A 25,427-nucleotide genomic window follows, 5' to 3' on the forward strand; every position below is an offset into this window, starting at 1 on the left:
GGGTGTGCCCAGCGTCACTAATACAGCGTCACTGGTCCGGCGTCACCAGCTCGCGTCACGTGTGCGAGGGCAGGTGCCCGATCTCAGGTGCTCACACCGGGCGCGAACTTCGGGATGCGCAGCGAGACCTTGGTGCCGAGGTCGGGCGCGGTCTCGACGACGAGGCCGTGGTCGTCGCCGTAGACCGAGCGCAACCGCTCGTCGACGTTCGCGAGGCCGACGGAGCCACCACGTCCGCGTCCGGCGAGCGCCTCCCGGACGACGTCGGGATCGCTGCCGACGCCGTCGTCCTCGATCTCGATGACGCAGAACGCCCCCGCGTCGTGGGCGAGCACGCGCACCGAGCCCGGACCGTCCTTGGGCTCCACCCCGTGGCGCACGGCGTTCTCCACCAGTGGCTGTACCGACAGGAACGGCAGGGTGACGTGGAGGACCTCCGGCGCGACGGTCGACGTCACGCGCAGGCGGTCGCCGAAGCGCGCCTTCTCCAGGGTCAGGTACCGCTCGATGGACCGCAGCTCCTCGGCGAGCGTCGTGAACTCGCCGTGGCGGCGGAAGGAGTAGCGCGTGAAGTCCGCGAACTCCAGCAGCAGCGAGCGGGCCCGCTCGGGATCGGTGCGCACGAACGAGGCGATGGCGCCGAGGGAGTTGTAGATGAAGTGGGGGGAGATCTGCGCGCGCAGGGCACGCAGCTCGGCCTCCATGAGGGCGGTGCGGGACGCGCTGAGCTCCCCGAGCTCGAGCTGCCCGGAGATCCAGCGGGCGACCTCGGTGGTGGTGCGGGTGAGCGCCGCGGAGGGCTGGTCAGTGTGCACGACGAGGGTGCCGACGACGCGCTCCTCGACGACGAGCGGCGCGACGACGGCGTCGTCCGTGGCCTCGGTGCGTCCGTGGGTGAGCACCGTCGTGACGAGGGGCTCGGCCACCGCCGGCGGGGCGTCGTCGGTGCCGGCGAGCAGTCCCGCGCCGTCGGTGAGGGCGACCGGGGCGTCACCGAGCAGGGCCCGCAGGTGGGGCAGGGCGGACCGCGCGCCGTCGGCGTCGAGCCCGGCGCGCAGGAACGGCGCGGCCAGGGAGGCGGTGTGCAACGTGGCGTAGGTGGCGAGGTCGCTCGGGTCACCGAGGCCACGGTCGCGTCGACGGCCGAGAGCCAGCCAGACCGCGACGCCCAGTGCGACGACGAGTCCGCCGGTGACGGCGGCGGCCAGGACCTCCATCGCTCGAACCTAGCGCCTGGGCGGCGCTCAGTCGGCGATCCCGCGGGCGTCGAGGGCCTCGCCGGTCTCGATGGCGTGGGCCACGGTCCGCAGCGCCATGGGCACGAGCAGGGCGCGCGGTGACCGCTCGAGTCCGCGGGCGCGGGCCGCCGCGCGCGTCTCGTCGGCGATCTCGAGGACCTGGGGGACGGTGCGGATCATGAGGGAGAACGCCAGGGCGACGCGTTCGGTGCGCACGCCGAGGCGGCGCAACGGGGACAGGAGGCGCAGGATCGCCTCGAGCAGGTCCTCGGTGCGGGTGGTCGCGGTGAGGGTGAGTGCCGCCAGCACGAGGGCGAGGAGGTCGCCCACGACGTGGACGGCGACGTCGGCGCCGCGCTGCCACGTCTGGTAGGCCGCGACGACGGTGAGCATGACCAGCAGGAGCCGCAGGCGCCGGGCCGTCGCGCGCAGCGGGAGCCGCCCCCAGGCTGCCAGCGTGAGGGAGGCGCCGAGGAGGACGAGCGCGCTGACCGGTCCGGTGAGCGCGACGACGAGCACCGCGTACCCCGCCAGCAGCGCGAGCTTCGCTCCGGCGGGGAGGCGGTGCAGGGGTGTCGACCCGGGTCGGTAGGCGCCGGGTAGCCCCGTCATCGCGGCAGACATCTCAGCCCGGTCGTCGCTGCCTGCTCACGTGCTCGTCTCATCGGGACAGCTCTCGGTCCCGGTAGAACGCGACGGCCCCGGCGGCCTGCCCGTCGTGGACGACGCGGCCGTCCTCGACCACGAGCACCCGCTCGCACCGCTGGACGAGGTCGAGGTCGTGGGTCACGAGCACGAGCTGCTGGCGCATGCCGAACAGCCGATCGGCGACGAGGCGGGTGTTGCGCAGGTCCAGCAGCGTCGTGGGCTCGTCGGCGACGACGACGTCGGGCTCGGTCGCGAGCACCCCGGCGAGTGCCAGCAGCTGCTTCTGCCCGCCGGACAGGGCATGGACGCTGACGTCGGCCTTGTCGACCAGGCCGTGCTGCTCGAGCACCTGCAGCGCCGCCGCCCGCCGCCGACGCGCGTCCTTCTCGACGCGCCGCAGCGACAGGCCGACGTCCTCGACGGCCGTCGGCATGACGAGCTGGGCGGACGGGTTCGTGAAGACGAAGCCGACCCGTCGCCGGACCGCGGGACCGTCGCGTCGGGTGTCGAGCCCGTCGACCTGGACGTGCCCGGACGTGGGCTGGGTGAGCCCGTTGAGCAGGCGCGCCAGGGTCGACTTGCCCGACCCGTTGGCGCCGATGACGCCGATGCGGTGCTCGGCGAGACGGAGGGTGACCGGGTGCAGGATCGTGCGGGTCCCGTCGGGACCGCTGACCTCGACGCCGGCGCCGTCGAGGTCGATCATCGCCTCATCGTGCCAGCACCTGGGGGAAGGCACGGTGCACGGCTCCGGCGACGATCGCGGCCACGACCCCCTTGACGAGGTCGGCGGCGATGAACGGTGCGGCGGCGGCCCACGCCTCGGAGAGGCTCAGTCCGAGACGCAGGCTCAGGCCGAGCGCGCCGACGGGGGTCACGACCGCGAGGGTCGCGACCGCGGCGGCGACCGCGACGCCCACGACGTAGACACCGGCAGCGCGCCGCGCGAGCGTCGACGCCACGACACCGACCAGCAGGGCCGCGAACGGGAAGGCGACGAGGTACCCGGCGGTCGCGCCGCCCCAGACCGCCAGGCCGCCGGCGCCCTGGCTGAAGACGGGGAGCCCGGCGGTGCCCACGGCGAGGTAGAGCAGGACGGCGAGGAACCCGCGGCGTCCCCCCAGCACCGCGCCGGCGAGGAAGATGCCGAACATCTGCAGGGTCAGCGGGACGCCGACGACGCCGAGCGGCAGCGCCGGCAGGATCGCGCAGACTGCGATGAGCGCGGCGAAGGAGGTGACGAGCGCGAGGTCGGTGCTCGTCGACGGCGCGCGGCGACCGGTGTGCGCCGGACGGGAGGGGGACGGGGACTCGGTCGACGGCATGGGGGCTCCTGGAACGGGACGTCACTACCTGAACACCGTTCAGGTGAACAGTGTTCAGGTAGTGTGCCACAGGCACGGCCGACCGTGCGGACAGACCGAGGGGACGTGACGTGGCGAACACCGTCGACGACGTGGTGAGCGGTGCCCTGCGGGTGCTCGACGCCTACGGCCTGGAGTTCTCCTCGATGCGTCGCGTCGCCGCCGAGCTGGGGGTGCAGCCGAGCGCGCTGTACCACCACGTCGCGGACAAGCAGACGCTGCTCGGGCTCATGGCGGCACGGATCGTCGCGGACGTCCACGTCGACGCCGACCTCCACGCCACCGCCCACCGGCTGCGTGCGGCCATGGAGTCCGTGCGCGACGGCGCCGAGGTGGTCGCCACCGCGTCGGCCTTCCGCCTCGGGGTCTCGGACCTGCAGGCCGCGCTCGCCGCGCGGTCCGACCCCGACGTCGCCCGCACGCTCTTCCTCTACGTCGTCGGGCACACACAGGCCAGCCAGCTGCACCGCCAGGCCGCCGGCCTCGGCATCGTCGACCCCGACCCCGATCTCGACGCGTCCTTCGACCGGGGCCTCGACATCATCCTGCGCTGACCAGTCCGCCTGGGAATCGGGACCAGGCCCGAGAATCCCCCGACCGTCCGTCGCCCGGGACCGCGACCGCGGGACCGGGGGTCACCAGGAGGCGTGCAGCGGCCGGCCCTCGTCGTAGCCGGCCGAGCTCTGCAGGCCGACGAGGGCGCGGTCGGCGAACTCGGCGAGCGTGCGCGCGCCGGCGTACGTGAAGCTCGAGCGGACGCCCGCGGTGATCGCGTCGACGAGGTCCTCCACGCCGGGACGCTCGGGGTCGAGGAACATCCGCGACGTGGAGATCCCCTCCTCGAACAGCGCCATGCGGGCCTTCTCGAAACCGGCCGCGTCCTTCGTGCGGTTGGCGACCGCGCGGGCGCTCGCCATGCCGAACGACTCCTTGTACGCCCGACCGTCCGCACCGACCTTGAGGTCCCCGGGGCTCTCGTGGGTGCCGGCGAACCAGGAGCCGATCATGACGCTGCCGGCACCGGCAGCGAGGGCGAGGGCGACGTCGCGCGGGTAGCGGACCCCGCCGTCGGCCCACACGTGCGCGCCGAGCGAGGACGCCGCCGCGGCGCACTCCAGCACCGCGGAGAACTGCGGCCGGCCCACGCCGGTCATCATTCGCGTCGTGCACATCGCGCCCGGCCCGACGCCGACCTTGACGATGTCCGCGCCGGCCTCGACGAGGTCACGGGTGCCGTCGGCGGTGACGACGTTGCCCGCTGCGACGGGCACCCGACGACCGGTGCGCTCGGCGTGGGCGTCGCGCGCGGCGCGCACCACGGGCAGGGCCTCCAGCATCTTGACCTGGTGGCCGTGGGCGGTGTCGACGACGAGCACGTCGACGCCGACCTCCAGCAGGGCCTCGGCCTTGCCGCGGACGTCGCCGTTGATGCCGACCGCGGCACCCACGACGAGTGCGCCCTCGGGGTCGACGGCCGGGGTGTAGATGGTCGAGCGGAGCGCGCTGCGCCGGGTCACGACACCGGCGAGGAGGCCGTCGGCGAGGACCGGGGCGACGGAGACGTGCGAGGCGCTGAGCAGGGAGAAGTAGTCACGCGGCTCCAGGCCGGCGTCGACGGTGAACAGCTCCTCGCTCATGACGTCGCGCACCTGGGTGAACCGGTCGACCTCGGCGCCGTCGTGCTCGGTGACGATGCCGAGGGCCTTGCCGTCCTCGACGACGACCGCCGCGCCGTGCGCCCGCTTGGGGATGAGGCTCAACGTCTCGCCGATGGTCATGTGGGGCGAGACCGTCACGGGCGTCTCGTAGACGGTGTGCGCGGCCTTGACCCGTGCCACCGTGTCGGCCACGACGTCGACGGGGATGTCCTGCGGGAGGATCGCGATGCCGCCGCGACGCGCGATGGTCTCGGCCATCCGACGACCGGAGATGGCCGTCATGTTCGCCACGACGAGCGGCAGCGTGGTCCCGGTGCCGTCGGACGTCGAGAGGTCGACGTCGAAGCGCGAGACCACGTCCGATCGTCCTGGCGCCATGAAGACGTCGTTGTAGGTCAGGTCGTGCGACGGGGCCAGGCCGTTGAGGAACTCCACCCCGGAAGTCTATGGGTCGGACATGACCGGATCGTCCTGCGTGCTGCTAAGGTCCGCGCGTGCGGATCGCATTCCTCGGCAACGGGATGACGGGCTACCTCGATGCCCAGTACCGCGCCCTCGCCGCCCTCGGCCACGAGCTCCTCGTGGTCCAGCCCGGCGGTCCCGACGCGGTCGTCGAGGCCATGCGCGACAGTGACTTCTCCCCCTTCGGGGTGGAGTCCTACGCCCAGCAGCTCATCTGGCGCACCGAGCCGGACCCCGCCAACCTCCGGTCGAGGGTCGCGACCTTCGCCCCGGACGCCGTCAGCATGACCGCCTGGAACTTCGCCCGGTCCTACCGGGCGGTGATGAGGAGCCTGCCCCACGACGTGGTCCGGATCCTCGTGATGGACAACCTGTGGCGCTCGGCTCCTCGACAGTGGCTCGGCAGGATGGTCAGCCCGTGGTACGTGCAGTCCGTGGCCGACGTCGCGATGGTCCCGAGCGAGCGGAGCGAGGCGTACGCCCGCATGCTGGGCTTCGGTCCGGGTGACGTCATCCGCGGCTCGCTGAGCGCTGACACGTCCGTGTTCGCGTCCCCGGCATGCAGGGCCGGCGGCAGTCGGGTCATCGGCCCTCGGCCCCGGCGGGGCGGCGGAACCACGCGTTGCCCAGCCCCGGGGTCTCGGAGGACGGTTCGTGCCGGGCGAGCTCCAGGCCGGCAGCGGCCAGGAACTCGACGAGCTCGTCGAGGCTGTGCCCTGCGACGGGGTGGTACTCCATCACGACGCGCTGCACCGTGCGCCACAGGGCGGGGTCGCTGTCGAGGATGAAGCCGTACTCCGCGCCCTCGGCGTCGCTCTTCACGAGGTCGACGCGACCGCCGGCCGCAGCATGCGCGTCGGCGAAGGACACGCACGGGACCTCCACGACGCCGCCGAGACCGTCCGGCGCTGTGAGTCCGTTGTGGGCACTCGCCAGGCCGTTGTCGACGAGCTCGATCGTCCCGACGTGGTCGGAGACGGCGCTGCGGTGCACGTGGAGGCGGCCCTCGAGGCCGTTGGCCGCGACGTTGCGCTCCAGCCAGTCCGCCGTCGACGGGGAGGCCTCGAAGGCATGGACGACGGCGTCCGGGAGGGCCGAGCAGACGGCCGTGGAGAAGCTGCCGATGTGCGCACCGATGTCGAGGGCGACGGCGTCGGGCGTCAACCCGTCCAGCAGCTCGTGCAGCCGGTAGACGTCGTCGGCGTGCACCTCGAACACGGGGAACCGCGCCCCAGGGACGTTGGGGACGTGCAGGGTGGTCCCGGTCCTCGTGCGCAACGTCATCTCGCCGCCGCGCAGGAGCCCTGCGAGGATCCGCGGCCCGTTCTCGAAGTGGGTGAACGACTGCCGGGCCCGGCGTGCCACGTACGACACCCCGCGATGAGCCATGTGCGTCCCTCTGTTCCGTTCGGTCCTGTGTGCACAACGGAGGGCGGCGGTCGTGGGTTACGGGCCGCGGCGCGGCCTACCGGAAGTCGAGCAGCATCGTCTCGGTGGGCGGTTGGGAACGGACGGGCCCGGGCTCCTTGGCGACCCGCGCCCGGACGCAGCGCGTGATCTGGCGCAGGCGGAGCGTGCCGGTGTGGCCCGCGTTCTCGCTGAACAGCTCGTGCACCGAGGCCATCGTGGCGTCGTCGACCGCACCCTCCGCGGTGGCGCGGGCGTACTGCTGGACGCCGGCCCGGTCGAGCGCGGCCCACGTGGTCAGGTCCTGCACCTCGTGCGTCTCGAACAGCCCACTGCGCTCGAGCGCGTCCCCGGACAGAGCAGGACGCGCACGGTGACCGACGATGTCGCGCAACCGACGCAGCCACGGGATGGACTCGTCGTCGACCCGGTCGATGGCCGAGACGAGACCGCCGGGCCGCAGCACGCGCGCGACCTCGTCCAGGCCGGCGCGAGGACCGTCGAGCCGGGGGACGACGACCGCGTCGAAGCTCCGCTCCGCGAACGGCAGGCTCGTCGGCTCGGCACGGACGTAGGCGAGGTCGCGGTGGTGGCGCGCGGTGACGTCGCCCCCGGCGATCACGACCTCGTGACCCTGGTCGCTCAACAGGTAGGCGAGGGACCCGTCGCCGACGTGCAGGACGCAGGCCAGCCGCTCCCCGACGAGCCACTTGGCCGCTCGGGAGACCGCGAGCGCGGGCTCGTCCGGCGTCACGTGCGCGGCCTGGTCGAAGAAGCTGGTCATCTCGGGCAGGCTATCGCGCCGCGTGCGGGTCGTCGGTAGTCTTCCGGCGTGTCAGAGACTCCCGATCCGCTCGCGGCCCTGGCGGCCCTCGAGGGCCTTCCGTCGGCCTACGCCGCCGCTCGCGACGGGATCGACGTCCTGCTGCGCGACCGGGGCCTGCGACGGACGACGCCCGAGGACACGGCACGCTCGTTGCTGCTCGGTGCAGCGGCGACGGCCACCCTCGAGGGTGACGAGGTCGGTCCGGAGGACCTGGCAGGGGGAGGCGGTGGCGCCACCGCGCGTGGCGCGCTGCGCCTGTCCACCGAGCTCCTCGGGCTCGTGCCCGTCTGGAGCCGTTCCCCGATCCAGGCCATCGCGCGGATCCACGTACTGGCGGCCGGCGGGTCCGCAGGGGCCGACGAGCTCGGCCGCCCGGTCTCGGCCGAGGCGACCGCGCGACTGTCCCAGGGTGCCGCGCGACTCGCCCTGCCGACCGAGGCGCCGGCGCTCGTCGTGGCTGCTCTCGCCCACGCCGAGATCGCTAATGCCGACGCGTTCAGCTCGCACAACGCGGTGGTCGCCCGAGCCGTGGAGCGGCTCCTGCTCGTCGCACGCGGCGTCGACCCCGCATCGGTCACCGTTCCCGAGGCCGGCCACGCGGCCGAGCCGGACGGCTACCGGTCGGCACTGGCGGCGTACGCCCGTGGCGACACCGCGGGTGTGCACCAGTGGCTCTCCTACGCCGCCCAGGCCTTCGCCCGCGGTGCCGAGGCGTCCCCGCTGGTCGCGTCCTGACCCGCCCCGGGCCGGCTCAGGAAGCGACCAGACCGGTCGCGCGCTCGGGCTGCGGGGCCGCGCGCTCGGGCCGGGCCGTGGCCGCCGGCGCGAGCGAGGCGGCGAGGACGCTCTCGAACCGCTGCGTGATCGTCGGCAGGTGGAACTTCTCCTCGGCCACGGCGCGCGCCCGCGAACCGATGGTCGCGACGGCACCGGTGTCGGCGGCCAGCTTCTCCAACCACTCGGCGCAGGCCCATGCCCCATCGACGGTGGGGACCTCGACGTGGCCGCCCGTGGTGAGGATGTCCATCGCGGCCGGGTTGTCGTCGGGCATGAGTCCGAGGATCGGACGACCCGCGGCCATGTAGGAGAGCACCTTGCTGGGGATCGAGAACATCGTCGCGTCGGGTTCGAGCAGACCGACGAGGACGTCAGCCGATCCCAGGACGTACGGCAGGTCCTCGGCCGGCTGGAAGGGAAGGACACGCAGCCCGAGGTCGGGCTCCTCCTGCGCGAGGGCGGCCAGGGAGTCCGCGGCCTCGCCCTCGGAGATCACGGTCATCGCGGCCTCGAGCCCCTGTGCGTGGGCGGCACGCAGCACCTCGACGAGCAGCATCGGGTTGTGCTTGCGTCCGAGCGTCCCGGCGTACAGCATCCGCAGTCCCTCGGCCTCGCCGAACAGCTCCGTGGAGCGGTGGTGGGCGCGAGAGGTCGGCCGCACCTTGTCCAGGGGCGCCCAGTTGGAGATCACGGACACGCGCTGCGGGTCGACGCCCCAGCGATCGTAGGTCTCGCAGAAGCCGTCCCCGATGGCCACGACGTGCGCCGCGGTGCGGGCGCAGAACCGTTCCATGCGGTCGAAGACGCGAGCGGCCAGCGCGCCGAGGGGCCGCGGCAGGCGGGAGCGGGCTTCGTCCGCGAGACCGACGCTGTCGATGTCCTGGTGCCAGAAGACCCACGGGTGGCGCTGCAGCTGGGCCCACACGGCCCAGCGGAAGTGCGAGACGAGCGGCACGTTCGAGGCGATGGTGACCTGCGCGTCGCCGCGTCGGGTGCGCCGGATCCACTCCGCCCCGTAGGCCGCCTCGTAGCGCAGCCGGGTCAGCGGGGAGTACTTGAGGAACGGGAGCCGCAGGCGGATGCCGGCGAAGCGCAGCCTCGTGGGGTCGTCGGGCAGCAGGTCGAGGTGACCCTTGCCGCTGACGTACTGCTCGGCGTGCAGGTGCTCGACCTCGTGCCCCTGCCGGGCGAGGCTGCGCGACAGCTCGGCCTGGAACGGGTGCCCGGAGAAGTCGTGGACGGTGATGCGCATCGATCAGGCCTGCAGCTGGTCGTAGATCCAGGAGTAGGTCCGCTCGAGGCCGTCGCGCAGGGAGATGGAGGGCTCCCAACCGTAGATCTCGCGGAGCATCGTGTTGTCGCTGTTGCGGCCGCGGACTCCCTGCGGCGCGTCGAGCATGTAGTCGCGCTCGAGGGTGATGCCGGCGATGTCCTCCAGCAGGCTGACCATTCGGTTGATGGTGACCAGCTCGGCGGAGCCGAGGTTGACCGGCTCGACGTTGTCGCCGGCCAGGATCTCCTTGGTCCCGCGGACGCAGTCGTCGATGTACATGAAGCTGCGGCTCTGCTCGCCGTCGCCCCAGATCTCGATGCGGTGGTCGCCGGAGATCCTGGCCTGGGCGACCTTGCGCGCCAGGGCTGCCGGGGCCTTCTCGCGACCTCCGTCGTACGTCCCCTCGGGGCCGTAGACGTTGTGGTAGCGGGCGACGCGGGTCTCCAGGCCGAAGTCCTCACGGAAGTGACGCGCCATGCGCTCGCTGAAGAGCTTCTCCCAGCCGTAGCCGTCCTCGGGATCGGCGGGGTAGGCGTCGGCCTCCTTCAGGGCCGTGACATCCGGGTCGGTCTGCTTGTCGCCGGCGTAGACGCACGCCGAGCTGCTGTAGAAGAAGCGGCGGGTGCCGGCGTCGCGGGCCGCCACGAGCAGGTCAGGACCGAGAGCATGCACTCGGCCTTGTTGTTCTCGATGAACCCCATCCCGCCCATGTCGGCGGCGAGGTTGTAGATCTCCTCGGTCCCGATGGACATCTTGTGCGCGTCCTGGGGGTCCGAGCAGTCGGCGACGACGTTCTCGGCGGCGTCGTGCAGCTGGTACCACTGCGACTCGGGCTTCTTGTCGACGGCGCGGACGTCGTGCCCTGCCGAGAGGAGGTCCGCCACGAGGTGTCCGCCGATGAATCCGCCGGCACCGGCCAGGAGAATGGTCATGGGCTCTGTCCTCCGAGAGGTTCGGGAAGGCGCTCGATCGGGCTCGACGTCGCGCTGTGCACCTACAACGAGACGATCGACACAAAGTTCCGCCCCGAGTTGCGCTCCACGCGGTTCGTGGCTCTGCCCGAGCTGGGGCACGGACTCGCATAGACTCGCCCCGACCGTCCGACCGGGGCCGGTCGCGGTGAAAGGGAGAGACAGTGGACCTGCGCGAATTCCTGGGCGTGCTCGCGGCCCGGTGGAAGTTCGCCGTCACCACGGTGGTGCTCGGGTCGGTGGCCACGGGGCTCTACCTCTTCCTCGCCGCACCCCAGTACGGCTCGGACGTCAAGCTGTTCGTCTCCACGCCCACCGGGGGCCAGGCCGACTTCGCCGCCGCCTTCATCGTGACGCAGCGGGTGGAGTCCTACGCCGACCTCGCGACCGACCCCGCCACGATGCAGCGCGTCATCGACAGGCTGGGCCTGGACACCACCTTCGAGGACCTGCAGGGTCAGGTGAGCTCGTCGGTCATCCCGGGGACGCAGACCGTCGAGATCTCCGTGCGGGCGTCCACGCCGGAGTCCGCGCAGCGCATCGCCGACGCCGCGGGCCAGGAGGTCATCGACCTCGTCGCCCAGCTCGAGGAGCCCCCGAGCGGCGACGACCCCACGCTGGTGGCCCGGGTCGCGAGCCCGGCGAGCATCAGCGACACCCCGGTCGCTCCCGACGTCCCGCTGGTACTGGCCATCGGGATCTTGATGAGCATCTTCCTCGCGGTGCTCGGGGCGGTGCTGCGCCACCTGCTCGACCGCACGCTGAAGAGCCGCGAGGACGTGGAGAAGGCGACGGGCTCCGTCGTGCTCGCGACCCTGCCGTTCGACCCCGACGTCAAGAAGGAGCCGGCGCTCTCGAGCGTCGGGGGCCCGCTGGCGGAGGCGCTGCGTGTCCTCCGGACGAACCTGCAGTTCGCCGACCTGGACGCCGACCGCCAGACGATCCTCGTCTCCAGTGCGGTCCCGGACGAGGGGAAGACGCTCGTCGCGACCAACCTCGCGACGTCGCTGGCCCAGTCCGGTCGGTCGGTCCTCATGATCGACGCCGACATGCGCAACCCGAACGTCGCCGACGTGCTCGGGCTGGAGAACGGCGTGGGTCTGGTGACGGTCCTCGTGGGACGGGCCACGCTCGACGAGGCGATCCAGGAGCACCCGAGTGGCGTCGCCTTCCTCGGCACGGGACCCCAGCCCCCGAACCCCGCCGAGGTGCTCGAGACCCGGGCGATGAAGGAGCTGCTCGCGACGGTGCGCTCGATGTACGACACCGTCATCCTCGACGCCCCGCCGATGCTGCCCGTCGCGGACGCGTCGATCCTCGTCACCGAGGTCGACGGAGCCCTCCTGCTGGCACGGCACGGCGCCACGACCCGTGAGCAGCTGCGTCTGGCCGTCGCCCGCATCGAGACCGTCGGCGGGCGCCTCTTCGGGACCGTCCTGAACCGCGTCCCGCGTCGCACCGTCGGTGGGTACGGCGACGACTACGGCTACGGGTACGGGTACGGCACGACGCCCGACATCATCGATCCCGCCGCGGAGTCCCGACCGGCACGGGCGGGCCGCGGTCAGCGACGAGCGGAACGCTAGCCGTGAGCAGCGGCGCCAGGACCGACGCCCGGCGGCGCGCCGTCCTGCTCAGGGTCGTCTCCGCGCTCCCGGCGGTCCTCGTCGCGCTGGTCCTCTACGCCTGGCTCCCGTTGGCGGCGGCCTCCGTCGCACTGGGCCTGGCCGGCGCGGCGGCGGTGGGTGGTCTCGCCCTCGTGCTCGTCCTGGGGTTCGAGCGCTCGGCCGTCGTCCTGCTCGCCGCCGCGTTCGCGACGGCCCCGCTCAACGCCGTCCGGCCCGTGCCCGGCCTGGGCTTCGTGACCCTGGCCGACCTGCTCCTGCTCCTCGCCATCGGGCTGCTCCTGCCCGTCCTCGTGACGCGACGCCTGAGCGGTCAGGCGCTCCTGGTCGGCGGTGCCCTCGGCGTGGTCGTGGTGAGCCTGGTGACCTCGGTCCTCGCCCCCGACCCCTTGACGAGCCTCAACACCGTGATGCGGCTGGTCGTCGGGGCCCTCGCCCTCCCGTTCGTCTTCGCCGTCTGGCGCGCCGGACGCACGGTGCTCGCGCTGCTGGCCGGTTCCTACGTGCTGGGCAACGTCTTCAACGTCATCTGGTCCGTGACCCTCGGCGACGTGTCCGACGAGGGCCGACGCATCGGCCTGTCGATGCACGTCAACATCCTCGGGTTCTGCGCCATGCTGGCCGTCGCCCTGGTCCCGTACCTGCTGACGGTCGTCCCGGTCCGGTGGCGCTGGACGGTGGTCCTCGCCGGTGGCGTGTGTGCCTACGGGGTCTGGACGAGTGGCAGCCGCGCGGCGCTCGTCGTGACGGTCGCCGTCGCCGTGCTGTACCCCGTCGTGGCGCGGTCCGTCCCCGTCGCGATCGCCCTGTTCGGCGGCGGCGTCGCCGCGCTGTGGTTCCTCGGCTCGGCGCTGGACCAGGGCCGGGCGGCGTCCGGGACCATCGGACGGATCTTCGGTGCCGGGACGGCGTCCGCCTCGGACCTCGCCCGCGAGATCGAGGCGCAACGGGCGATCGACGAGTTCCTGCGCCACCCCGTCATCGGCAACGGCTTCTCGGCCGACCTGCTGGAGGCCCACAACATCTACCTGCAGATCGCCGCGGCCGGTGGTCTGCTGCTGGTGGCCTGCTACCTCGTGCTGCTGGCGGCCGTCGTGGTCCAGCCGCTGAGGCTCGACCCGCGTCACCACCTGCTGGTCCTGCCGGCCGCGGCCTACCTGTTGATCGGTCCGCTCACGCCCTTGCTCTGGGACCGGTACATCTGGTGCGTGCTGGCCCTGCCCTTCCTGCTCGCCAGGCCCCGTCAGGCCGACGCCGCGACGGACGAGGACTCATCCACCGAGGAGCTGGTGACGTCATGACCATCCTGCACCGTGCGCGGTTCGCCACCCGCCGCGTCGTCCAGACCGTGCGCTGCTTCGACAACCCGTGGGAGGTCCTGCGGACGGTCGCGGGTCGCGCGGAGGAGGTCGAGTACGTCATCGGAGACGTGACGATCGTCGGTCCGAACGTGCCGGGGCGCCCGCGTGCCGGTCTACGAGGTCTTCGCCGAGGACGAGTACGCCGTCGACTGGTTCACCACCGGGCTGCGTGACAGCCCGGTCCTCGTGGACGTCGGGGCCCACATCGGTTGCTTCGCCCTGGCCTTCGCCTCGGCGCGACCGACCGCGCAGGTGCACTGCTACGAGCCGACGCCCTCCACGGGGTCCTACCTGCGTCGCAACGTCGACCGCAACGGGCTGGCCGACCGGGTGACCGTCCACCACGAGGCGGTCTCGGCGGCCTCGGGGACCCTCGTCATGGCCGACAACGGGACCGGGAGCGGTCACAACGGCGTCCTCCACCTCGGTGAGCCGGGGGCAGCCGAGATCGAGGTGCCGAGCGTCGGCTTCGACGACGTCGTGAGGCGCGCCGGGGGAGAGGTCGACGTGCTGAAGATGGACGCCGAGGGAGCGGAGTACGACGTGGTCCTGCGCGCCTCAGGCGCGGTCTGGCAGCAGGTCCGTCGCGTGGTCATGGAGTACCACGCCCTCGCCGGCCACGACTTCGACGAGATCCGCGACGTCCTCGCCGACGCCGGCCTCGAGCTGGTCCGGCGCGACCGCTACACCGAGGGCCTCGGGCTGGCCTGGTTCTCGAGGGACCCGCTGCCACCGTCGCGCTGACCGGTCGACCGGGTGGGCCGGTCGCCCGCGCATGAGTGCCGGCGCGTCGGGCACGCCGTGACGTGGCGACCGGCCCGGGTCGCCGACGACACGAAGGAGCCGCCGTGGCACTCACCGCCCTCGCCCTCAACTGCACCCTCAAGCCATCCGCCGACCCGTCCAGCAGTGAGCTGATGGCGCGTCAGTACCTCGACGCGCTCGCCGAGCACGACGTGGCGGGATCGCTCGTGCGCGTCGTCGACCACGACGTCCGTCCCGGGGTGGAGACCGACATGGGCGACGGTGACGAGTGGCCTGCGATCCGCGAGAAGGTGCTCGCCGCCGACATCGTCGTCGTCGTGACGCCGACCTGGGTCGGTCAGATGTCCAGCGTCGCGAACCGCGTGCTGGAGCGGCTCAACGCCGAGTCCGCCGAGACCCGCGACGATGGCAACCCGATCCTGTACGGCAAGGTCGCGCTCGTCGGCGTGGTGGGCAACGAGGACGGCGCGCACAAGATCACCGCCGACCTGTTCCAGGCGCTGGACGACACCGGCCCGACGATCCCGGCCCAGGGCGGGACCTACTGGAACGGCGAGGCCATGCACACGACGGACTACAACGACCTCGACGAGGCGCCCGAGGCGACGATCGAGACGCTGCGCACGGCCTCGGCGAACGCCGTCCACCTGGCGCGGGTGCTGAGCCGCGAGCCGTACCCGGCCTGAGGCGGGCCCGGGCCCATGACCCAGACGACGGCGCCGCTCCGGGGGAACGGCGCCGTCTGGGGGTCCAGCAGTCGAGCTACCAAGCGTGCATTCGTCGAATCGTCGCCGCGGGGCCGCTGATCCCTGAGCGGTGCGGTTGTCCCGGGACGACTGCCCTTTGGGACGGGAGATCGCCGCGTGGGTACTGACCTGCTGGTCCGTCTGTGGTGTTGTGCTCTCTGTTGTACGCCGCGCGGGCGCGAGGTGAAAGACCTACGGAACCGTAATGTTGTGTGACTCAGTTCACAAGCTTGGTGACGGCGTCACCGTCGCGCGGCGAGCCGTCGGCGCATGACGACGCCCACGACCGCACCGCCGACGAGCGCACCGACCCCGGCGGCCAGCAGACCGGTCCGAGCGCCCATGCCGAGACGTCGCCGCAGCCCGACGGGACGATCGAAGTTCAGGATCGGCCAGCCGCGCTCGGTGGCGACCTGGCGCAGGGTGCGGTCCGGGTTGACCGCGAACGGGTGCCCGACGGCCTCCAGCATCGGGACGTCGGTCTCGGAGTCGGAGTAGGCGTAGCTGGCGGTGAGGTCGAGTCCGCGCTCGTCGGCCATCTGCCTCATGGCAGTCGCCTTGTGAGGGCCGTAGGCATAGAACTCGACCTCACCGGTGTAGCGGCCGTCGCGCTCGACGAGGGTGGTGGCGATGACGTCGTCGACGCCCAGCATCTCCCCGATCGGCTCGACGACCTCCGACCCGGAGGCCGATACGATGATGACGTCGTGCCCGGCGGCACGGTGCTCCTCGATCAGGTCGACCGCCTCGGCGTAGACGATCGGGTCGACGATCTCGTGCAGCGTGTCGCGCACGGCTCCGCGGACGGCCTCGACGTCCCACCCCTCGATCAGCTCGGTGAGGTGCAGGCGCATCTGCTCGAGCCGGTCGTGGTCGGCTCCTCGGACGCCGAAGACGAGGTTCGCGTACGCGCTGCGGACGACGGCGCGACGGTTCAGCAGCCCGCCGGCGTAGAACGCCTTGCTGAACGCCAGGGTGCTCGAGCGGGCGATGATCGTCTTGTCCAGGTCGAAGAACGCCGCGGTGCGGGCGCCGGGGACGGTCATGACTCGAGCATAGGGTGCGCGGCTGCCGCGGCTCGGTCCACAGGCGGCGCGCCCCGGTCGGTTCGTCCACAGGTTCGGTGCCGGCCCCTTCACGTGCCGGCTTCCCGAGCGAAGGCTGGGCCCATGGATCCGGGACAGCCGAATGCCGCCGCCCTCGTCGTCAGCTCCTCGCCGCCGGTCCGTGAGGACGCCGAGCGCTGGTGCGCCGCCCTCGGGGCGGAGGCGGTGCTCGCCGACGACGTCGTGCAGGCACGCCGCTCGTGGCGCGAGGCGCGCCTCGTGATCGTCGGGGCGGACGTGGCACGGAGCGTCGCCGGAGCAGGTCTCTCGCGGCGCGACCACGTGGTCGTGGTGCACGAGGGGCACGACGAGCAGGAGGCGTGGCCGGCGGCCGTCGCCCTCGGTGCCGTCGCCGTCGTCTCGGTCCGCGAGGAGCGCGCCGCGCTGGCGGCGCTGACCGCGGCGCTCGACGGCCGGGGCGAGGGTGCCGTCGTGAGCGTCCTGGGTGCCGTCGGCGGTAGCGGGACGTCGACGTTCGCGGGGTGCCTCGCCGGTCGCGCCGTGCACCGGGGCCACCGGTCCCTCCTGGCCGACCTCGACCCTCTCGGCGGTGGGCTCGACCTCCTGCTCGGCGCCGAGCACGCCGAGGGCGTCCGGTGGCAGGGTCTCGGGGGTGCCGACGGGACCCTGTCGGCGGGCTCGCTCAGCAAGGTCCTGCCCACGGCGGAGGGCATGGCGGTGCTCACGTGGGACCGTGACCACCCGGTCGCGCGACCGTCCCAGGTCGGCGGGATCGTGTCGGCGGCGGTCCGCGGCTTCGACCTCGTCGTGGCGGACCTGCCCCGCCGTCCCGACGAGCACGTCGAGGACGTGCTCGGACGGTCGGTCCTCACGGTCCTGCTGGTGCCCGAGGAGACACGCGCCCTCGCGGCCGCGCGAGCGACCCTCGCGTGGCTGGAGACGACCGCCGGGTCGGTCGCCGTCCTCGGCGTCGCGCGACCTGGCGGGATCGAGTCCGGTCTCCTCGCCCGGGCCCTGGAGCGACCCGTGGTCGGGCGGCTGCGACGCGACCGCAGCATGCGTACGGCCGTGGAGGTCGGACGTGGGCCCCTGCGTGCACGGCGCACGGCGCGCACGGCCGACGCCGTGCTGGACCTCCTCGGCCTCGAGGCGGTCGCGGCGTGAGCGGCGCCGTCGCCCCCGACGCCGAGCTCGTCGACCGCGTCCGTGCCCGGCTCGCCGCCGACGTCCTCGCCCCGACCGCGCAGACCGTGGCCGCCGCGCTGCAGGCCGAGGCCGGGCTCCACGGCAGCGCCACCGTGCTCGCCGTCGTGGACCTCCTGCGCGGCGAGGCGCGCGGTTCGGGCGCTCTCGAGCCGCTGCTCGCCCTCGAGGGCGTCACCGACGTCCTCGTCAACGGACCTGAGGGCGTGTACGTCGACCGTGGTTCCGGGCTGGTGCGCTCGGACGTGCGCCTCGGTGACGAGGCCGCCGTCCGTCGGCTGGCACAGCGGCTCGCCGCGAGGGCCGGCCGGCGCCTGGACGACGCGAGCCCGTGGGTCGACGCCCGGTTGCCCGACGGCACGCGGCTGCACGCGGTGCTCTCCCCCGTCGCACGACCAGGCACTCTCATCTCCCTGCGGGTCCCAGCACGACGCACCTTCGACCTCGCGGCGCTGCGGGAGGCCGGCACGCTGACCGAGGCCGACGTCCCGCTGCTGCACGGTCTCCTGCGCGCGCGGGCCGCGTTCGTCGTCTCCGGCGGCACCGGCTCGGGGAAGACGACGCTGCTCTCGTCGCTGCTGTCCTCCTTGGGAGCCGAGGAGCGGATCGTCGTCGTGGAGGACGCCACCGAGCTGCGCCCCGACCATCCCCACGTGGTCGGCCTGGAGGCCCGTCCGGCCAACATCGAGGGTTCCGGGCTGGTCACCGTTCGCGACCTCGTCCGTCAGGCCCTGCGGATGCGGCCGGACCGCGTCGTCGTGGGGGAGGTGCGGGGACCGGAGGTCGTCGACCTCATGGCTGCGCTCAACACCGGCCACGAGGGCGGGTGCGGCACGCTCCACGCGAACTCCCCGGCCGACGTCCCCGCCCGGTTCGAGGCACTTGGCGTCGCCGCCGGACTCACGCGCGACGCCGTCCACAGCCAGCTGGCCGCCGGTCTCGACGTCGTCCTGCACGTCGGGCGGGACCGTGACGGGCGCCGGGTGCTCGCCGAGGTCGGCGTCGTCGACGCCGACGACGCGGGATTGGTCCGCGTGCACGCAGCCGTGACCCGGCGCGGTGAGCGGTCCGAGCGGGACCGTGGGTGGCCGGCCCTGGAGCGAGTTCTCGCCAGGGCGGTGTGAGTCGTGGGCCCCTGGAGCGTCCTCGCAGCCCTGCTGGCCGCCGCGGCCGTCCTCGTCGCCCGCCCGCCTGCGTCGTGGTCGGTGGCGCACCGCCTGGGCCTTCGGCAGGAGCAGATGCCCACCACCGTGCCGCGTCGCCTTCGCCTCGTCGTCCTGGTCACGGCGGGAGCGTCCGCGGTGTGGTTCTCCGGTGCCCTCGCGCCGGCGATCGCCGTGGCGACGGGCGTCGCCGTCGCGGTCTTCGGTCTCGGTCGGTGGCGAGCGGCTCGTGCGCGGGCGCACGTGCAGCGGACCCGGCGCGAGATCGGCACGGCCCTCGACCTGCTGGGCGCGGACCTGCGCGCCGGCGTCCTCACCTCTCGCGCCGTGGTCGCCATGGCGGCCGGCGCCCCGACGTTGCACGGCCTCGCCCTCGCCCCCGGTGGCGACGACCGGGAGGTGCCGACGGCACTGCGCCGCGCGGCCCGCCGACCCGGTGCGGAGGCCTGGGCAGCGCTGGCTGCGGGGTGGGAGGTCGCCGACCGTGCCGGGGCACCCCTCGCGGACGTCGTCGAGCGTCTCGCCGAGACCGTGCGCGACGACGTCGACCTCATGCGTGAGGTCGGTGCCGAGGCGGCTCCGGCGCGGGCCACCGGTCAGGTGATGGCGGTCCTGCCGCTGCTCGGGCTCGGGCTCGGGGCCGGCATGGGCGCCGACCCGTTCCACCTCCTCACGCGGACGGTGCCGGGTGCGCTGTGCCTCGCGGCCGGGGCCTTGCTGGCGTGCCTCGGGACGTGGTGGGTCGACCGCATCGCGTCGTCGGCGGAGGCACAGGTGTGAGCGGCCTGCTCGCCGGTCTGGCCACGTGGCTGCTGCTGCCCGGGTGGTCACGCGCACGGGCCGCCTCGTCGGTCGCGAGCCGGTCGCGGTCGGTGGACACGGTCACGACCATCACGATCCTCACGCCGCTGGCCTGCCTGGTCCTGCTGGGGTGGCCCGTCGGTGTCCTGGTCGCACTGGCCGCCACGCCCCTCGCGCGGAGGACCGTCACGAGTCTGCGGGACGCCGGTCGCAGGCGACGGGACGCCGAGCTCGTGCGACAGCTGCCGGGAGCGCTCGACCTCGTCGTCGCGGCGCTGGAGGCCGGGCGCCCACCCGGGTCGGCCCTCGGTCTCGTCGCCGGGGCCGTGGACGACCCGCTCTCCTCGGAGCTGGCGACGATCGCAGCGCGGTTGTCCGCCGGGGGTGATCCCCGCGCCGTGTGGACCCACCTGGCCGAGCACCCGGTGCTGGGGCCGGTGGGTCGTGCCTTCGCGCGGGCCGACGACTCCGGGATGGCGGTCGGCCGCGTGGTCCGTGCCGTCGCCGAGGAGATGCGTCGGACCCGTCGTGCCGCGGCGCGCGAACGGAGCCGCCGCGTGGGTGTGCGCACCGCCGGCCCGCTCGGGCTGTGCTTCCTGCCGGCGTTCTTCCTCGTCGGGGTGGTGCCGGCGATCGCCGGGGTGGTCCTCGGCCTCGACCTCTTCTGACGTGGACCCCGCGTCGTCCGTCCGTCCACAGGTGGTCGCGTCCCGGTCGTCGATCCACAGGACCACCACCGACGTGACGGTTGCAGGCCGCCGGTCGCGATCTTCCGTCGTCCGTTCACCTTCCGTCCCGAGAGGACATCCCATGAAGAAGCCGTTCCAGACCCGCTCCCAGGAGCGTCAGCCCCGCGTCCGCGCCGAGCAGGGCATGAGCACCGCGGAGTACGCCGTCGGCACCGTCGGCGCGTGCACCGTCGGTGGCGTGCTCGTCAAGATCGGTCAGTCCGAGTGGTTCGGGGACATGGTGAGGGAGATCATCACCAAGATCCCGAGCCTGCTGCCGTTCTGACCCCGTGGGGGCCGGCGCCTCGCCGCGCCGGCCCCGCACGTCGACCGTCCGGTCGGCGGAGAGGAGCTCGAGATGACACGTCAGCCGATGAGACGCGACGAGACCGCGATGAGCACGGCCGAGTACGCCGTCGGCACGGTCGGTGCCTGCACGATCGCCGGCGTGCTGGTGCACCTCGGTGGCCAGGACTGGTTCGTCGACCTGATCCAGTCGATCCTCCGGGGGGCCCTGTCGCCGCGCGGGTTGCTCGACCTCGTGCCCGTCGACGTGCCTCGGGTGAGGCTGCGATGAGGCGCGAACGCGGCATGGTCACCGCCGAGACCGCCACGATCGCACCCTTCGTGATGGTGGTCGTGCTCCTCCTGCTGTGGGTGGTCTCGCTCGGCATCACCCAGGTGCGCCTCGTCGACGCCTCCCGGGAGGCGGCACGGGTGCTGGCTCGGGGCGAGTCCGTCGAGTCCGTCGAGGACCTGGCGCGACGACTGGCACCACCCGGGGCCACCGTCGAGCTCACCGAGGACGACGGGACGTTGGTCGTCACCGTCACGGCGTCCGCCGGACTGCCGGTGCCGGCCCTGGGTCATGTCGCAGCCGTCGACCTCGAGGCGACCGCCGTGGCCGCACGGGAGGAGCCGTGAGGTGGGACCGCGGTTCGGCCAGCGTGCACGCCCTCTGGGTCGTCGTCGGGCTGACCCTCGTCGCGCTGCTGGTCGTGCAGGTGGTCGCCCTCGTCCAGCTGCGACACCGAGCGGCGGCCGCTGCGGACCTCTCCGCGCTGGCCGCCACCGGTGCCAGCGTCCAGGGACGGGACGGGTGCGCGACCGCCGAGCAGGTCGCGCGGGCCAACGGCGCCGATCTCGAGGACTGTCGCATGGACCTCGACGTCGCCACCGTCACCACCCGACTCCGCGCGGAGCCGTGGTGGGGCGGGGAGTGGATCACCGTGCAGCGGGCCCGGGCCGCACCCGTCGACTACGTCGATCCGTGACCCGATCCTCAGCGCGCGACGCGGCCCTACCGGTCCTAGCCTGAGGGGATGACCACACCCCTCAACGGACGCTATGAGCTGGGGGAGCGACTCGGCGCCGGTGGGATGGGAGCGGTGCACCGGGCCCGTGACCTCCGCCTGGACCGCGACGTCGCCGTCAAGGTGCTGCGTGGCGAGCGGGTCGGGGACGACGCGGCCCGTGCGCGGTTCATGGCCGAGGCCCGCACCGCCGGGAGCATCCACCACCCCGGGATCGCCACGGTCCACGACGTCGGCGAGGACACCGCGAGCGACGACCTGGACCCCTTCATCGTCATGCAGCTCGTCGAGGGCGCGTCGGTCGCCCAGGTGCTGCGCGACCAGGGGACGCTGCCCGTCGACGCAGTCGAGCGCCTCCTGGTGGGCGTCGCCGACGCGCTCGCCACCGCCCACGCCGCCGGGGTCGTCCATCGGGACGTGAAGCCGGCCAACATCGTGCTGACGGCCGACTCCCGGCCCGTCCTCGTGGACTTCGGCATCGCCATGAGCGCCGACCACGAGCCCCTCACCGAGACCGGCGCCGTGCTCGGGACCGTCGACTACATCAGCCCCGAGCAGGCGCTCGGACGCACGGCCACCGCGGCCTCGGACGTCTACTCGCTCGGTCTCGTGGCCTACCAGTGCCTCGCGGGCACCTCGCCGTTCCGTCGCGAGACATCGGTCGCCACCGCCCTCGCGCACGTCGGGGACCCGTTGCCACCGTTGCCGACCCCGGTGCCGGCGCGGCTCGCGGCACTGCTCGCCGCGATGACCGACAAGGAACCCGGTGCACGACCGACCGCCGAGCAGGTCCGCGACGCCGTCGCGGAGCGGACGCACGGCGCGACCGCGGTCCTGCCTGCCGCCGTCCAGGTCCCCGCCCCTGCCGCGCCCGGCCCGGAGGAACCGCCGCCCACCGAGGCGACGCCGATCGGTGCCCGGCCCGCAGCCGTCGCCGCGGCGCGCACGAGCCGCTCCCGGGCGGTGGCGGCGTCCCCTCGTATCCGTGTCTTCGGCGGCGTCGCCGTCTTCGCCGTCCTGGTGGTCCTCGCGGGGATGATGCGAGGCGCCGGTGCCGACGCGACCGTGCCCGACGTCGTCGGCCAGGACGTCGCGCAGGCCACCGAGGACCTCGAGGCCGTCGGCGCCACGGTGCGGATCCGGGTCGTCGACGACCCGCAGGCCTCCGCGGACGACGTGGTGTCGCAGAGCCCGGAGGCGGACGCGCCGCTGCCCGACGACACCGTCGTGACGCTGGAGGTCGCCTCCGGCGAGGTGATGGTGCCGGTCGGTCTGGTCGGCACCCCCGCCGACGAGGCGACCGGCGTGCTGGAGGACCACGGGTTCGAGGTCGCGACCGTCACCGTGACCTCCGACGAGGCCGCCGGCACGGTCGTCGAGGTCGACTCGACCGGTCGACGCCCCGTCGGCTCGACCGTGACGCTGTCGGTGGCCACAGCACCCGCCCCCTCGCCCACGGTCGATGCCTCCACGACCGGGTCGGCCCCGGTCACCGCACAGCCGAAGGATGCCACGCCGAAGAAGGACGCCAAGCCGAAGAAGGACGCCAAGCCGAAGAAGGACGCCAAGCCCAAGGACGCCAAGCCCAAGGGTGCCGGGTCCAGGGGTGGCAAGCCGGAAGGTGGGGGCAGGAACGGCCGGGGCTGACGGACCCGGTCCGTCGTCTGCCTACCGCGGCTGCGCCTCGTGACGCTCGGCCGCCGGCGCGTCCTCGAGGACCGTGCGCAGCAGCTGCACGGCTCCGGCCTTGTCGAGCGGCTCGTTGCCGTTGCCGCACTTGGGGGAGTAGACGCACGACGGACACCCGTCGCGGCACTCGCACGCCTCGATCGCCTCCAGCGTGACCTGCAGCCAGCGGGCGGCGACCTCGTACCCGCGCTCGGCGAAGCCGGCCCCTCCGGGGTGTCCGTCGTGGACGAACACGGTGAGCGTCCCGGTGTCCGGGTGCAGTGCCGTGGACACGCCTCCGATGTCCCAGCGGTCGCAGGTGGCCAGCAGGGGCAGCAGCCCGATGGCAGCGTGCTCGGCGGCGTGGGCGGCACCGCCTCGGTCGCCGTCGCCGAGCGCCTCTTCGACGGCCGCACCGGTCAGCGTCCACCACACGGCCTGGGTGCGAAGGGTCCGCTCCGGCAGCTCGAGCGGTTCCTCGTCGAGCAGCCGCCCCTCGCGGGTGCGCCGGCTGAAGGAGACGACCTGGCTGGTCACGTCGACGGTTCCCGTCGTGATCGTCGCGGCTCCCCAGCGCACGCTCCGGTCGGTCTCGACGATCGCGATCTCGGTGGTGGAGCGGGCCGACGTCGTGTACTCGGGGTCTTCGGCGCGGACGGTCGCCACGCCGTCCTCGAGGTCGTACTCCTGCACCACGTGCACGGTGCCCTGGTGGACGTACACGGCGCCCTCGTGGACCGCCGCGTCGGCCGAGCCGGCGTCGACGGTGCCCACGAGTCGACCCGTCGCGGCGTCGACGATCTGCACCGGTGAGCCGCCGGCGGAGCGCAGGTCGGCGAGGTCGCTGGCGCGGTCCCTGCGCGTCCAGTGCCAGCCGGCGACCCGCCGGCGCAGCCACCCGGCGGCCTCGAGGGCAGCGACCCCCTCGGCGGCCCGCGGTCCGAACCGACCCAGCTCGGCCTCGGTGAGCGGCAGCTCCTGGGCCGCTGCCGCGAGGTGCGGCCCGAGGACGTAGGGGTTGTCGGGGTCGAACACGCTCGCCTCGAGCGGAGCGCCGAGGAGGGCGCGCGGATGGTGGACCAGGTACGTGTCCAACGGCTCGTCGCGCGCGACGAGGACGCCGAGCGCCGGGCGCCCGGTCCGGCCCGCGCGCCCCAGCTGCTGCTGCAGCGCGGCGCGGGTGCCCGGGAAGCCGACGGTCACGACGGCGTCGAGCCCGGCCACGTCGATCCCGAGCTCGAGGGCATTGGTGGTGGCCAGCCCCAGCAGGTCCCCCGAGCGCAGGCGTTGCTCCAGCTCGCGTCGCTCCTCCGGGAGGTAGCCGCCGCGGTACGTGGCCACCCGTCCGGACAGCTCGGGGTGCACCTCCTGCAGCAGATCCTGGGCGATGGTGGCCACCTGCTCGGCACCGCGCCGCGACCGGACGAACACGAGCGTCCGCGTGCCGCCGATCACCAGGTCGGTCAGGATCTGTGCCGCCTCGCGCGTCGCCGACCGGCGTACCGGCGGTCCCGCCTGCTGGGAGGAGTGCGGGTCGCCCAGCAGGGGCGGCTCCCACAGGGCGACGCTGCGCTCGGGTCGTGGCGATCCGTCCTCGGTGACGGCGTGGGCGGGCCGCCCCGTCAGACGCTCGGCCAGACCGGCGGGGTCGGCGAGGGTGGCCGAGGACAGCACGACCTGCGGTGTGCTGCCGTGGTGCTCGCACAGGCGCAGCAACCGCCGCAGGACGTGCGCGACGTGCGCCCCGAACACGCCGCGGTAGTGGTGGCACTCGTCGACCACGACGTACCTCAGTCCGCGCAGCAGCCGTGACCACCTCTCGTGACCCGGCATGAGGGAGTGGTGCAGCGTGTCGGGGTTGGTGAGCACGTAGTCCGCGTGCTCGCGTGCCCACGCCCGCTCCTCGGGGGAGTTGTCGCCGTCGACGGTCGCCGCGCGCACGAGGTCGCGGGCCGGCGCCAGGCGGCGCAGCTGGTCGGCGGCCAGGGCCTTGGTCGGAGCGAGGTAGAGCACCGTCGGTCGCCGGTGTCCCCCGAGCGAGGGCCCGCCACGGCCGCGTGCGAGCGCGTCGAGGGCCGGGACCTGGAAGGCGAGCGACTTGCCCGACGCTGTCCCGGTGGCCACGACCACGTCGTCACCGGCGTGCAGGTGGTCGAGGGCCTCGCGCTGGTGGCGCCACAGGTCTCCGACGCCGCCGTCGGCCATGAGGGCGCGCACCCGCGGATCGACCCAGTCGGGCCACAGCGCCGTGGTCGCCGGCCGTGCCGTGACGAGCTCGACGTGGGTGAGTCGGTCGCCGTGACGGGCGAGGAGGTCGGCCGGATCCACCGCCTGAGTCTGTCAGAGGCGCCCGGGACGCGAGG

At 73.4% G+C, this 25,427-nt stretch carries 27 protein-coding genes; 15 read left to right on the forward strand and 12 right to left on the reverse strand.

Features of this window, described 5'->3' with window-relative positions; translation table 11 throughout:
* Positions 1 to 83: 83 nt before the first annotated feature.
* From ABD213_RS11325 to ABD213_RS11340, 4 genes are read right to left on the reverse strand one after another with little or no spacing between them, the layout of a single operon-like run.
* On the reverse strand, positions 84 to 1,217 hold the full coding sequence (locus tag ABD213_RS11325; RefSeq protein ID WP_344328424.1) for a sensor histidine kinase: 1,134 nt from the start codon (positions 1,215 to 1,217) through the stop codon (positions 84 to 86).
* A gap of 27 nt (positions 1,218 to 1,244) precedes the next feature.
* Positions 1,245 to 1,850 (reverse strand): CbiQ family ECF transporter T component, encoded by a 606-nt coding sequence (locus ABD213_RS11330; protein ID WP_344328429.1) that lies wholly within the window; start codon positions 1,848 to 1,850, stop codon positions 1,245 to 1,247.
* Positions 1,851 to 1,899: 49 nt separating this feature from the next.
* Entirely contained in the window at positions 1,900 to 2,592 is a 693-nt protein-coding gene (locus tag ABD213_RS11335; RefSeq protein WP_344328431.1) for an energy-coupling factor ABC transporter ATP-binding protein, read from the reverse strand.
* A 4-nt stretch (positions 2,593 to 2,596) separates the two neighbouring features.
* Positions 2,597 to 3,211: a biotin transporter BioY gene (locus tag ABD213_RS11340; protein ID WP_344328436.1), complete on the reverse strand. Its 615-nt coding sequence runs from the start codon at positions 3,209 to 3,211 to the stop codon at positions 2,597 to 2,599.
* 110 nt (positions 3,212 to 3,321) lie between these two features.
* Here ABD213_RS11340 and ABD213_RS11345 point away from each other — a divergent pair, with 110 nt between their 5' ends.
* On the forward strand, positions 3,322 to 3,804 hold the full coding sequence (locus tag ABD213_RS11345; RefSeq protein WP_344328440.1) for a TetR/AcrR family transcriptional regulator: 483 nt from the start codon (positions 3,322 to 3,324) through the stop codon (positions 3,802 to 3,804).
* Between the two features lie 81 nt (positions 3,805 to 3,885).
* Here the strand turns inward: ABD213_RS11345 and ABD213_RS11350 are convergent, their stop codons facing one another.
* From ABD213_RS11350 to ABD213_RS11360, 3 genes are all read right to left on the reverse strand, one after another.
* Positions 3,886 to 5,343 carry a GuaB1 family IMP dehydrogenase-related protein gene (locus ABD213_RS11350; protein ID WP_344328443.1) on the reverse strand — a complete coding sequence of 486 codons (1,458 nt, stop codon included), beginning with the start codon at positions 5,341 to 5,343 and terminating at the stop codon, positions 3,886 to 3,888.
* A gap of 609 nt (positions 5,344 to 5,952) precedes the next feature.
* Complete coding sequence (locus ABD213_RS11355) at positions 5,953 to 6,735, reverse strand: FkbM family methyltransferase (protein WP_344328447.1); 783 nt, start codon at positions 6,733 to 6,735, stop codon at positions 5,953 to 5,955.
* A 100-nt stretch (positions 6,736 to 6,835) separates the two neighbouring features.
* Positions 6,836 to 7,561 carry a class I SAM-dependent methyltransferase gene (locus tag ABD213_RS11360; protein ID WP_344328452.1) on the reverse strand — a complete coding sequence of 242 codons (726 nt, stop codon included), beginning with the start codon at positions 7,559 to 7,561 and terminating at the stop codon, positions 6,836 to 6,838.
* 48 nt (positions 7,562 to 7,609) lie between these two features.
* On the opposite strand from ABD213_RS11360, the gene ABD213_RS11365 reads away from it, so the two are divergent.
* Positions 7,610 to 8,338: an oxidoreductase gene (locus tag ABD213_RS11365; protein ID WP_344328456.1), complete on the forward strand. Its 729-nt coding sequence runs from the start codon at positions 7,610 to 7,612 to the stop codon at positions 8,336 to 8,338.
* A gap of 16 nt (positions 8,339 to 8,354) precedes the next feature.
* Here the strand turns inward: ABD213_RS11365 and ABD213_RS11370 are convergent, their stop codons facing one another.
* From ABD213_RS11370 to ABD213_RS11380, 3 genes are read right to left on the reverse strand one after another with little or no spacing between them, the layout of a single operon-like run.
* Positions 8,355 to 9,632, reverse strand: a complete 1,278-nt coding sequence (locus ABD213_RS11370) for a glycosyltransferase family 4 protein (RefSeq protein ID WP_344328458.1) — start codon at positions 9,630 to 9,632, stop codon at positions 8,355 to 8,357.
* Positions 9,633 to 9,635: 3 nt separating this feature from the next.
* Positions 9,636 to 10,298: an NAD-dependent epimerase/dehydratase family protein gene (locus ABD213_RS11375; RefSeq protein WP_344328743.1), complete on the reverse strand. Its 663-nt coding sequence runs from the start codon at positions 10,296 to 10,298 to the stop codon at positions 9,636 to 9,638.
* Entirely contained in the window at positions 10,199 to 10,585 is a 387-nt protein-coding gene (locus ABD213_RS11380; RefSeq protein WP_344328461.1) for an NAD-dependent epimerase/dehydratase family protein, read from the reverse strand. The genes ABD213_RS11375 and ABD213_RS11380 overlap by 100 nt, the downstream gene beginning before the upstream one ends.
* Positions 10,586 to 10,788: 203 nt before the next feature.
* On the opposite strand from ABD213_RS11380, the gene ABD213_RS11385 reads away from it, so the two are divergent.
* The 4 genes from ABD213_RS11385 (at position 10,789) to ABD213_RS11400 (ending at position 15,061) form a co-directional block, all read left to right on the forward strand.
* Complete coding sequence (locus tag ABD213_RS11385) at positions 10,789 to 12,210, forward strand: tyrosine-protein kinase domain-containing protein (protein ID WP_344328463.1); 1,422 nt, start codon at positions 10,789 to 10,791, stop codon at positions 12,208 to 12,210.
* 2 nt (positions 12,211 to 12,212) lie between these two features.
* Positions 12,213 to 13,550, forward strand: coding sequence for an O-antigen ligase family protein (locus ABD213_RS11390; protein WP_344328465.1), 1,338 nt, complete (start codon positions 12,213 to 12,215; stop codon positions 13,548 to 13,550).
* Positions 13,551 to 13,715: 165 nt separating this feature from the next.
* Positions 13,716 to 14,354, forward strand: a complete 639-nt coding sequence (locus tag ABD213_RS11395; RefSeq protein ID WP_344328467.1) for an FkbM family methyltransferase — start codon at positions 13,716 to 13,718, stop codon at positions 14,352 to 14,354.
* 104 nt (positions 14,355 to 14,458) lie between these two features.
* On the forward strand, positions 14,459 to 15,061 hold the full coding sequence (locus ABD213_RS11400; protein ID WP_344328469.1) for a flavodoxin family protein: 603 nt from the start codon (positions 14,459 to 14,461) through the stop codon (positions 15,059 to 15,061).
* Between the two features lie 302 nt (positions 15,062 to 15,363).
* Here the strand turns inward: ABD213_RS11400 and ABD213_RS11405 are convergent, their stop codons facing one another.
* Positions 15,364 to 16,167, reverse strand: a complete 804-nt coding sequence (locus ABD213_RS11405; protein ID WP_344328472.1) for an HAD family hydrolase — start codon at positions 16,165 to 16,167, stop codon at positions 15,364 to 15,366.
* A 123-nt stretch (positions 16,168 to 16,290) separates the two neighbouring features.
* Between ABD213_RS11405 and ssd the strand changes: the two genes are divergently transcribed.
* The 9 genes from ssd (at position 16,291) to ABD213_RS11450 (ending at position 23,043) form a co-directional block, all read left to right on the forward strand.
* Positions 16,291 to 17,352 carry a septum site-determining protein Ssd gene (gene ssd, locus ABD213_RS11410; RefSeq protein WP_344328475.1) on the forward strand — a complete coding sequence of 354 codons (1,062 nt, stop codon included), beginning with the start codon at positions 16,291 to 16,293 and terminating at the stop codon, positions 17,350 to 17,352.
* Complete coding sequence (locus ABD213_RS11415; protein WP_344328478.1) at positions 17,349 to 18,515, forward strand: TadA family conjugal transfer-associated ATPase; 1,167 nt, start codon at positions 17,349 to 17,351, stop codon at positions 18,513 to 18,515. The genes ssd and ABD213_RS11415 overlap by 4 nt, the downstream gene beginning before the upstream one ends.
* A gap of 3 nt (positions 18,516 to 18,518) precedes the next feature.
* Positions 18,519 to 19,334 carry a type II secretion system F family protein gene (locus ABD213_RS11420; protein WP_344328481.1) on the forward strand — a complete coding sequence of 272 codons (816 nt, stop codon included), beginning with the start codon at positions 18,519 to 18,521 and terminating at the stop codon, positions 19,332 to 19,334.
* The gene (locus ABD213_RS11425) at positions 19,331 to 20,023 is read left to right on the forward strand and encodes a type II secretion system F family protein (RefSeq protein WP_344328484.1); all 693 of its coding nucleotides are present in this window, start codon (positions 19,331 to 19,333) and stop codon (positions 20,021 to 20,023) included. The genes ABD213_RS11420 and ABD213_RS11425 overlap by 4 nt, the downstream gene beginning before the upstream one ends.
* Positions 20,024 to 20,165: 142 nt before the next feature.
* Positions 20,166 to 20,369 carry a DUF4244 domain-containing protein gene (locus tag ABD213_RS11430; protein ID WP_344328486.1) on the forward strand — a complete coding sequence of 68 codons (204 nt, stop codon included), beginning with the start codon at positions 20,166 to 20,168 and terminating at the stop codon, positions 20,367 to 20,369.
* Positions 20,370 to 20,441: 72 nt separating this feature from the next.
* On the forward strand, positions 20,442 to 20,660 hold the full coding sequence (locus ABD213_RS11435) for a DUF4244 domain-containing protein (protein ID WP_344328488.1): 219 nt from the start codon (positions 20,442 to 20,444) through the stop codon (positions 20,658 to 20,660).
* The gene (locus ABD213_RS11440; RefSeq protein WP_344328491.1) at positions 20,657 to 21,007 is read left to right on the forward strand and encodes a TadE family type IV pilus minor pilin; all 351 of its coding nucleotides are present in this window, start codon (positions 20,657 to 20,659) and stop codon (positions 21,005 to 21,007) included. Before ABD213_RS11435 ends, ABD213_RS11440 begins: the two co-directional genes overlap by 4 nt.
* Positions 21,004 to 21,357 carry an Rv3654c family TadE-like protein gene (locus ABD213_RS11445; protein ID WP_344328497.1) on the forward strand — a complete coding sequence of 118 codons (354 nt, stop codon included), beginning with the start codon at positions 21,004 to 21,006 and terminating at the stop codon, positions 21,355 to 21,357. The genes ABD213_RS11440 and ABD213_RS11445 overlap by 4 nt, the downstream gene beginning before the upstream one ends.
* Before the next feature lie 48 nt (positions 21,358 to 21,405).
* Positions 21,406 to 23,043, forward strand: coding sequence for a protein kinase domain-containing protein (locus ABD213_RS11450; RefSeq protein ID WP_344328502.1), 1,638 nt, complete (start codon positions 21,406 to 21,408; stop codon positions 23,041 to 23,043).
* 21 nt (positions 23,044 to 23,064) lie between these two features.
* On the opposite strand, the gene ABD213_RS11455 is transcribed toward ABD213_RS11450, so the two are convergent.
* Positions 23,065 to 25,392 (reverse strand): DEAD/DEAH box helicase, encoded by a 2,328-nt coding sequence (locus ABD213_RS11455; protein ID WP_344328506.1) that lies wholly within the window; start codon positions 25,390 to 25,392, stop codon positions 23,065 to 23,067.
* Between the last annotated feature and the right edge of the window lie 35 nt (positions 25,393 to 25,427).

Origin of the sequence: Aeromicrobium halocynthiae (assembly GCF_039531385.1) — a bacterium.
Lineage (GTDB): Bacteria > Actinomycetota > Actinomycetes > Propionibacteriales > Nocardioidaceae > Aeromicrobium > Aeromicrobium halocynthiae.

Bases quoted from the DNA above. Each gene is read 5' to 3' on its own strand.
- ABD213_RS11325 (WP_344328424.1), bottom strand. From the start codon at position 1,217: ATGGAGGTCCTGGCCGCCGCCGTCACCGGCGGACTCGTCGTCGCACTG.
- ABD213_RS11330 (WP_344328429.1), bottom strand. From the start codon at position 1,850: ATGACGGGGCTACCCGGCGCCTACCGACCCGGGTCGACACCCCTGCAC.
- ABD213_RS11335 (WP_344328431.1), bottom strand. From the start codon at position 2,592: ATGATCGACCTCGACGGCGCCGGCGTCGAGGTCAGCGGTCCCGACGGG.
- ABD213_RS11340 (WP_344328436.1), bottom strand. From the start codon at position 3,211: ATGCCGTCGACCGAGTCCCCGTCCCCCTCCCGTCCGGCGCACACCGGT.
- ABD213_RS11360 (WP_344328452.1), bottom strand. From the start codon at position 7,561: ATGACCAGCTTCTTCGACCAGGCCGCGCACGTGACGCCGGACGAGCCC.
- ABD213_RS11370 (WP_344328458.1), bottom strand. From the start codon at position 9,632: ATGCGCATCACCGTCCACGACTTCTCCGGGCACCCGTTCCAGGCCGAG.
- ABD213_RS11380 (WP_344328461.1), bottom strand. From the start codon at position 10,585: ATGACCATTCTCCTGGCCGGTGCCGGCGGATTCATCGGCGGACACCTC.
- ABD213_RS11405 (WP_344328472.1), bottom strand. From the start codon at position 16,167: ATGACCGTCCCCGGCGCCCGCACCGCGGCGTTCTTCGACCTGGACAAG.
- ssd (WP_344328475.1), top strand. From the start codon at position 16,291: ATGGATCCGGGACAGCCGAATGCCGCCGCCCTCGTCGTCAGCTCCTCG.
- ABD213_RS11430 (WP_344328486.1), top strand. From the start codon at position 20,166: ATGAAGAAGCCGTTCCAGACCCGCTCCCAGGAGCGTCAGCCCCGCGTC.
- ABD213_RS11435 (WP_344328488.1), top strand. From the start codon at position 20,442: ATGACACGTCAGCCGATGAGACGCGACGAGACCGCGATGAGCACGGCC.
- ABD213_RS11440 (WP_344328491.1), top strand. From the start codon at position 20,657: ATGAGGCGCGAACGCGGCATGGTCACCGCCGAGACCGCCACGATCGCA.
- ABD213_RS11450 (WP_344328502.1), top strand. From the start codon at position 21,406: ATGACCACACCCCTCAACGGACGCTATGAGCTGGGGGAGCGACTCGGC.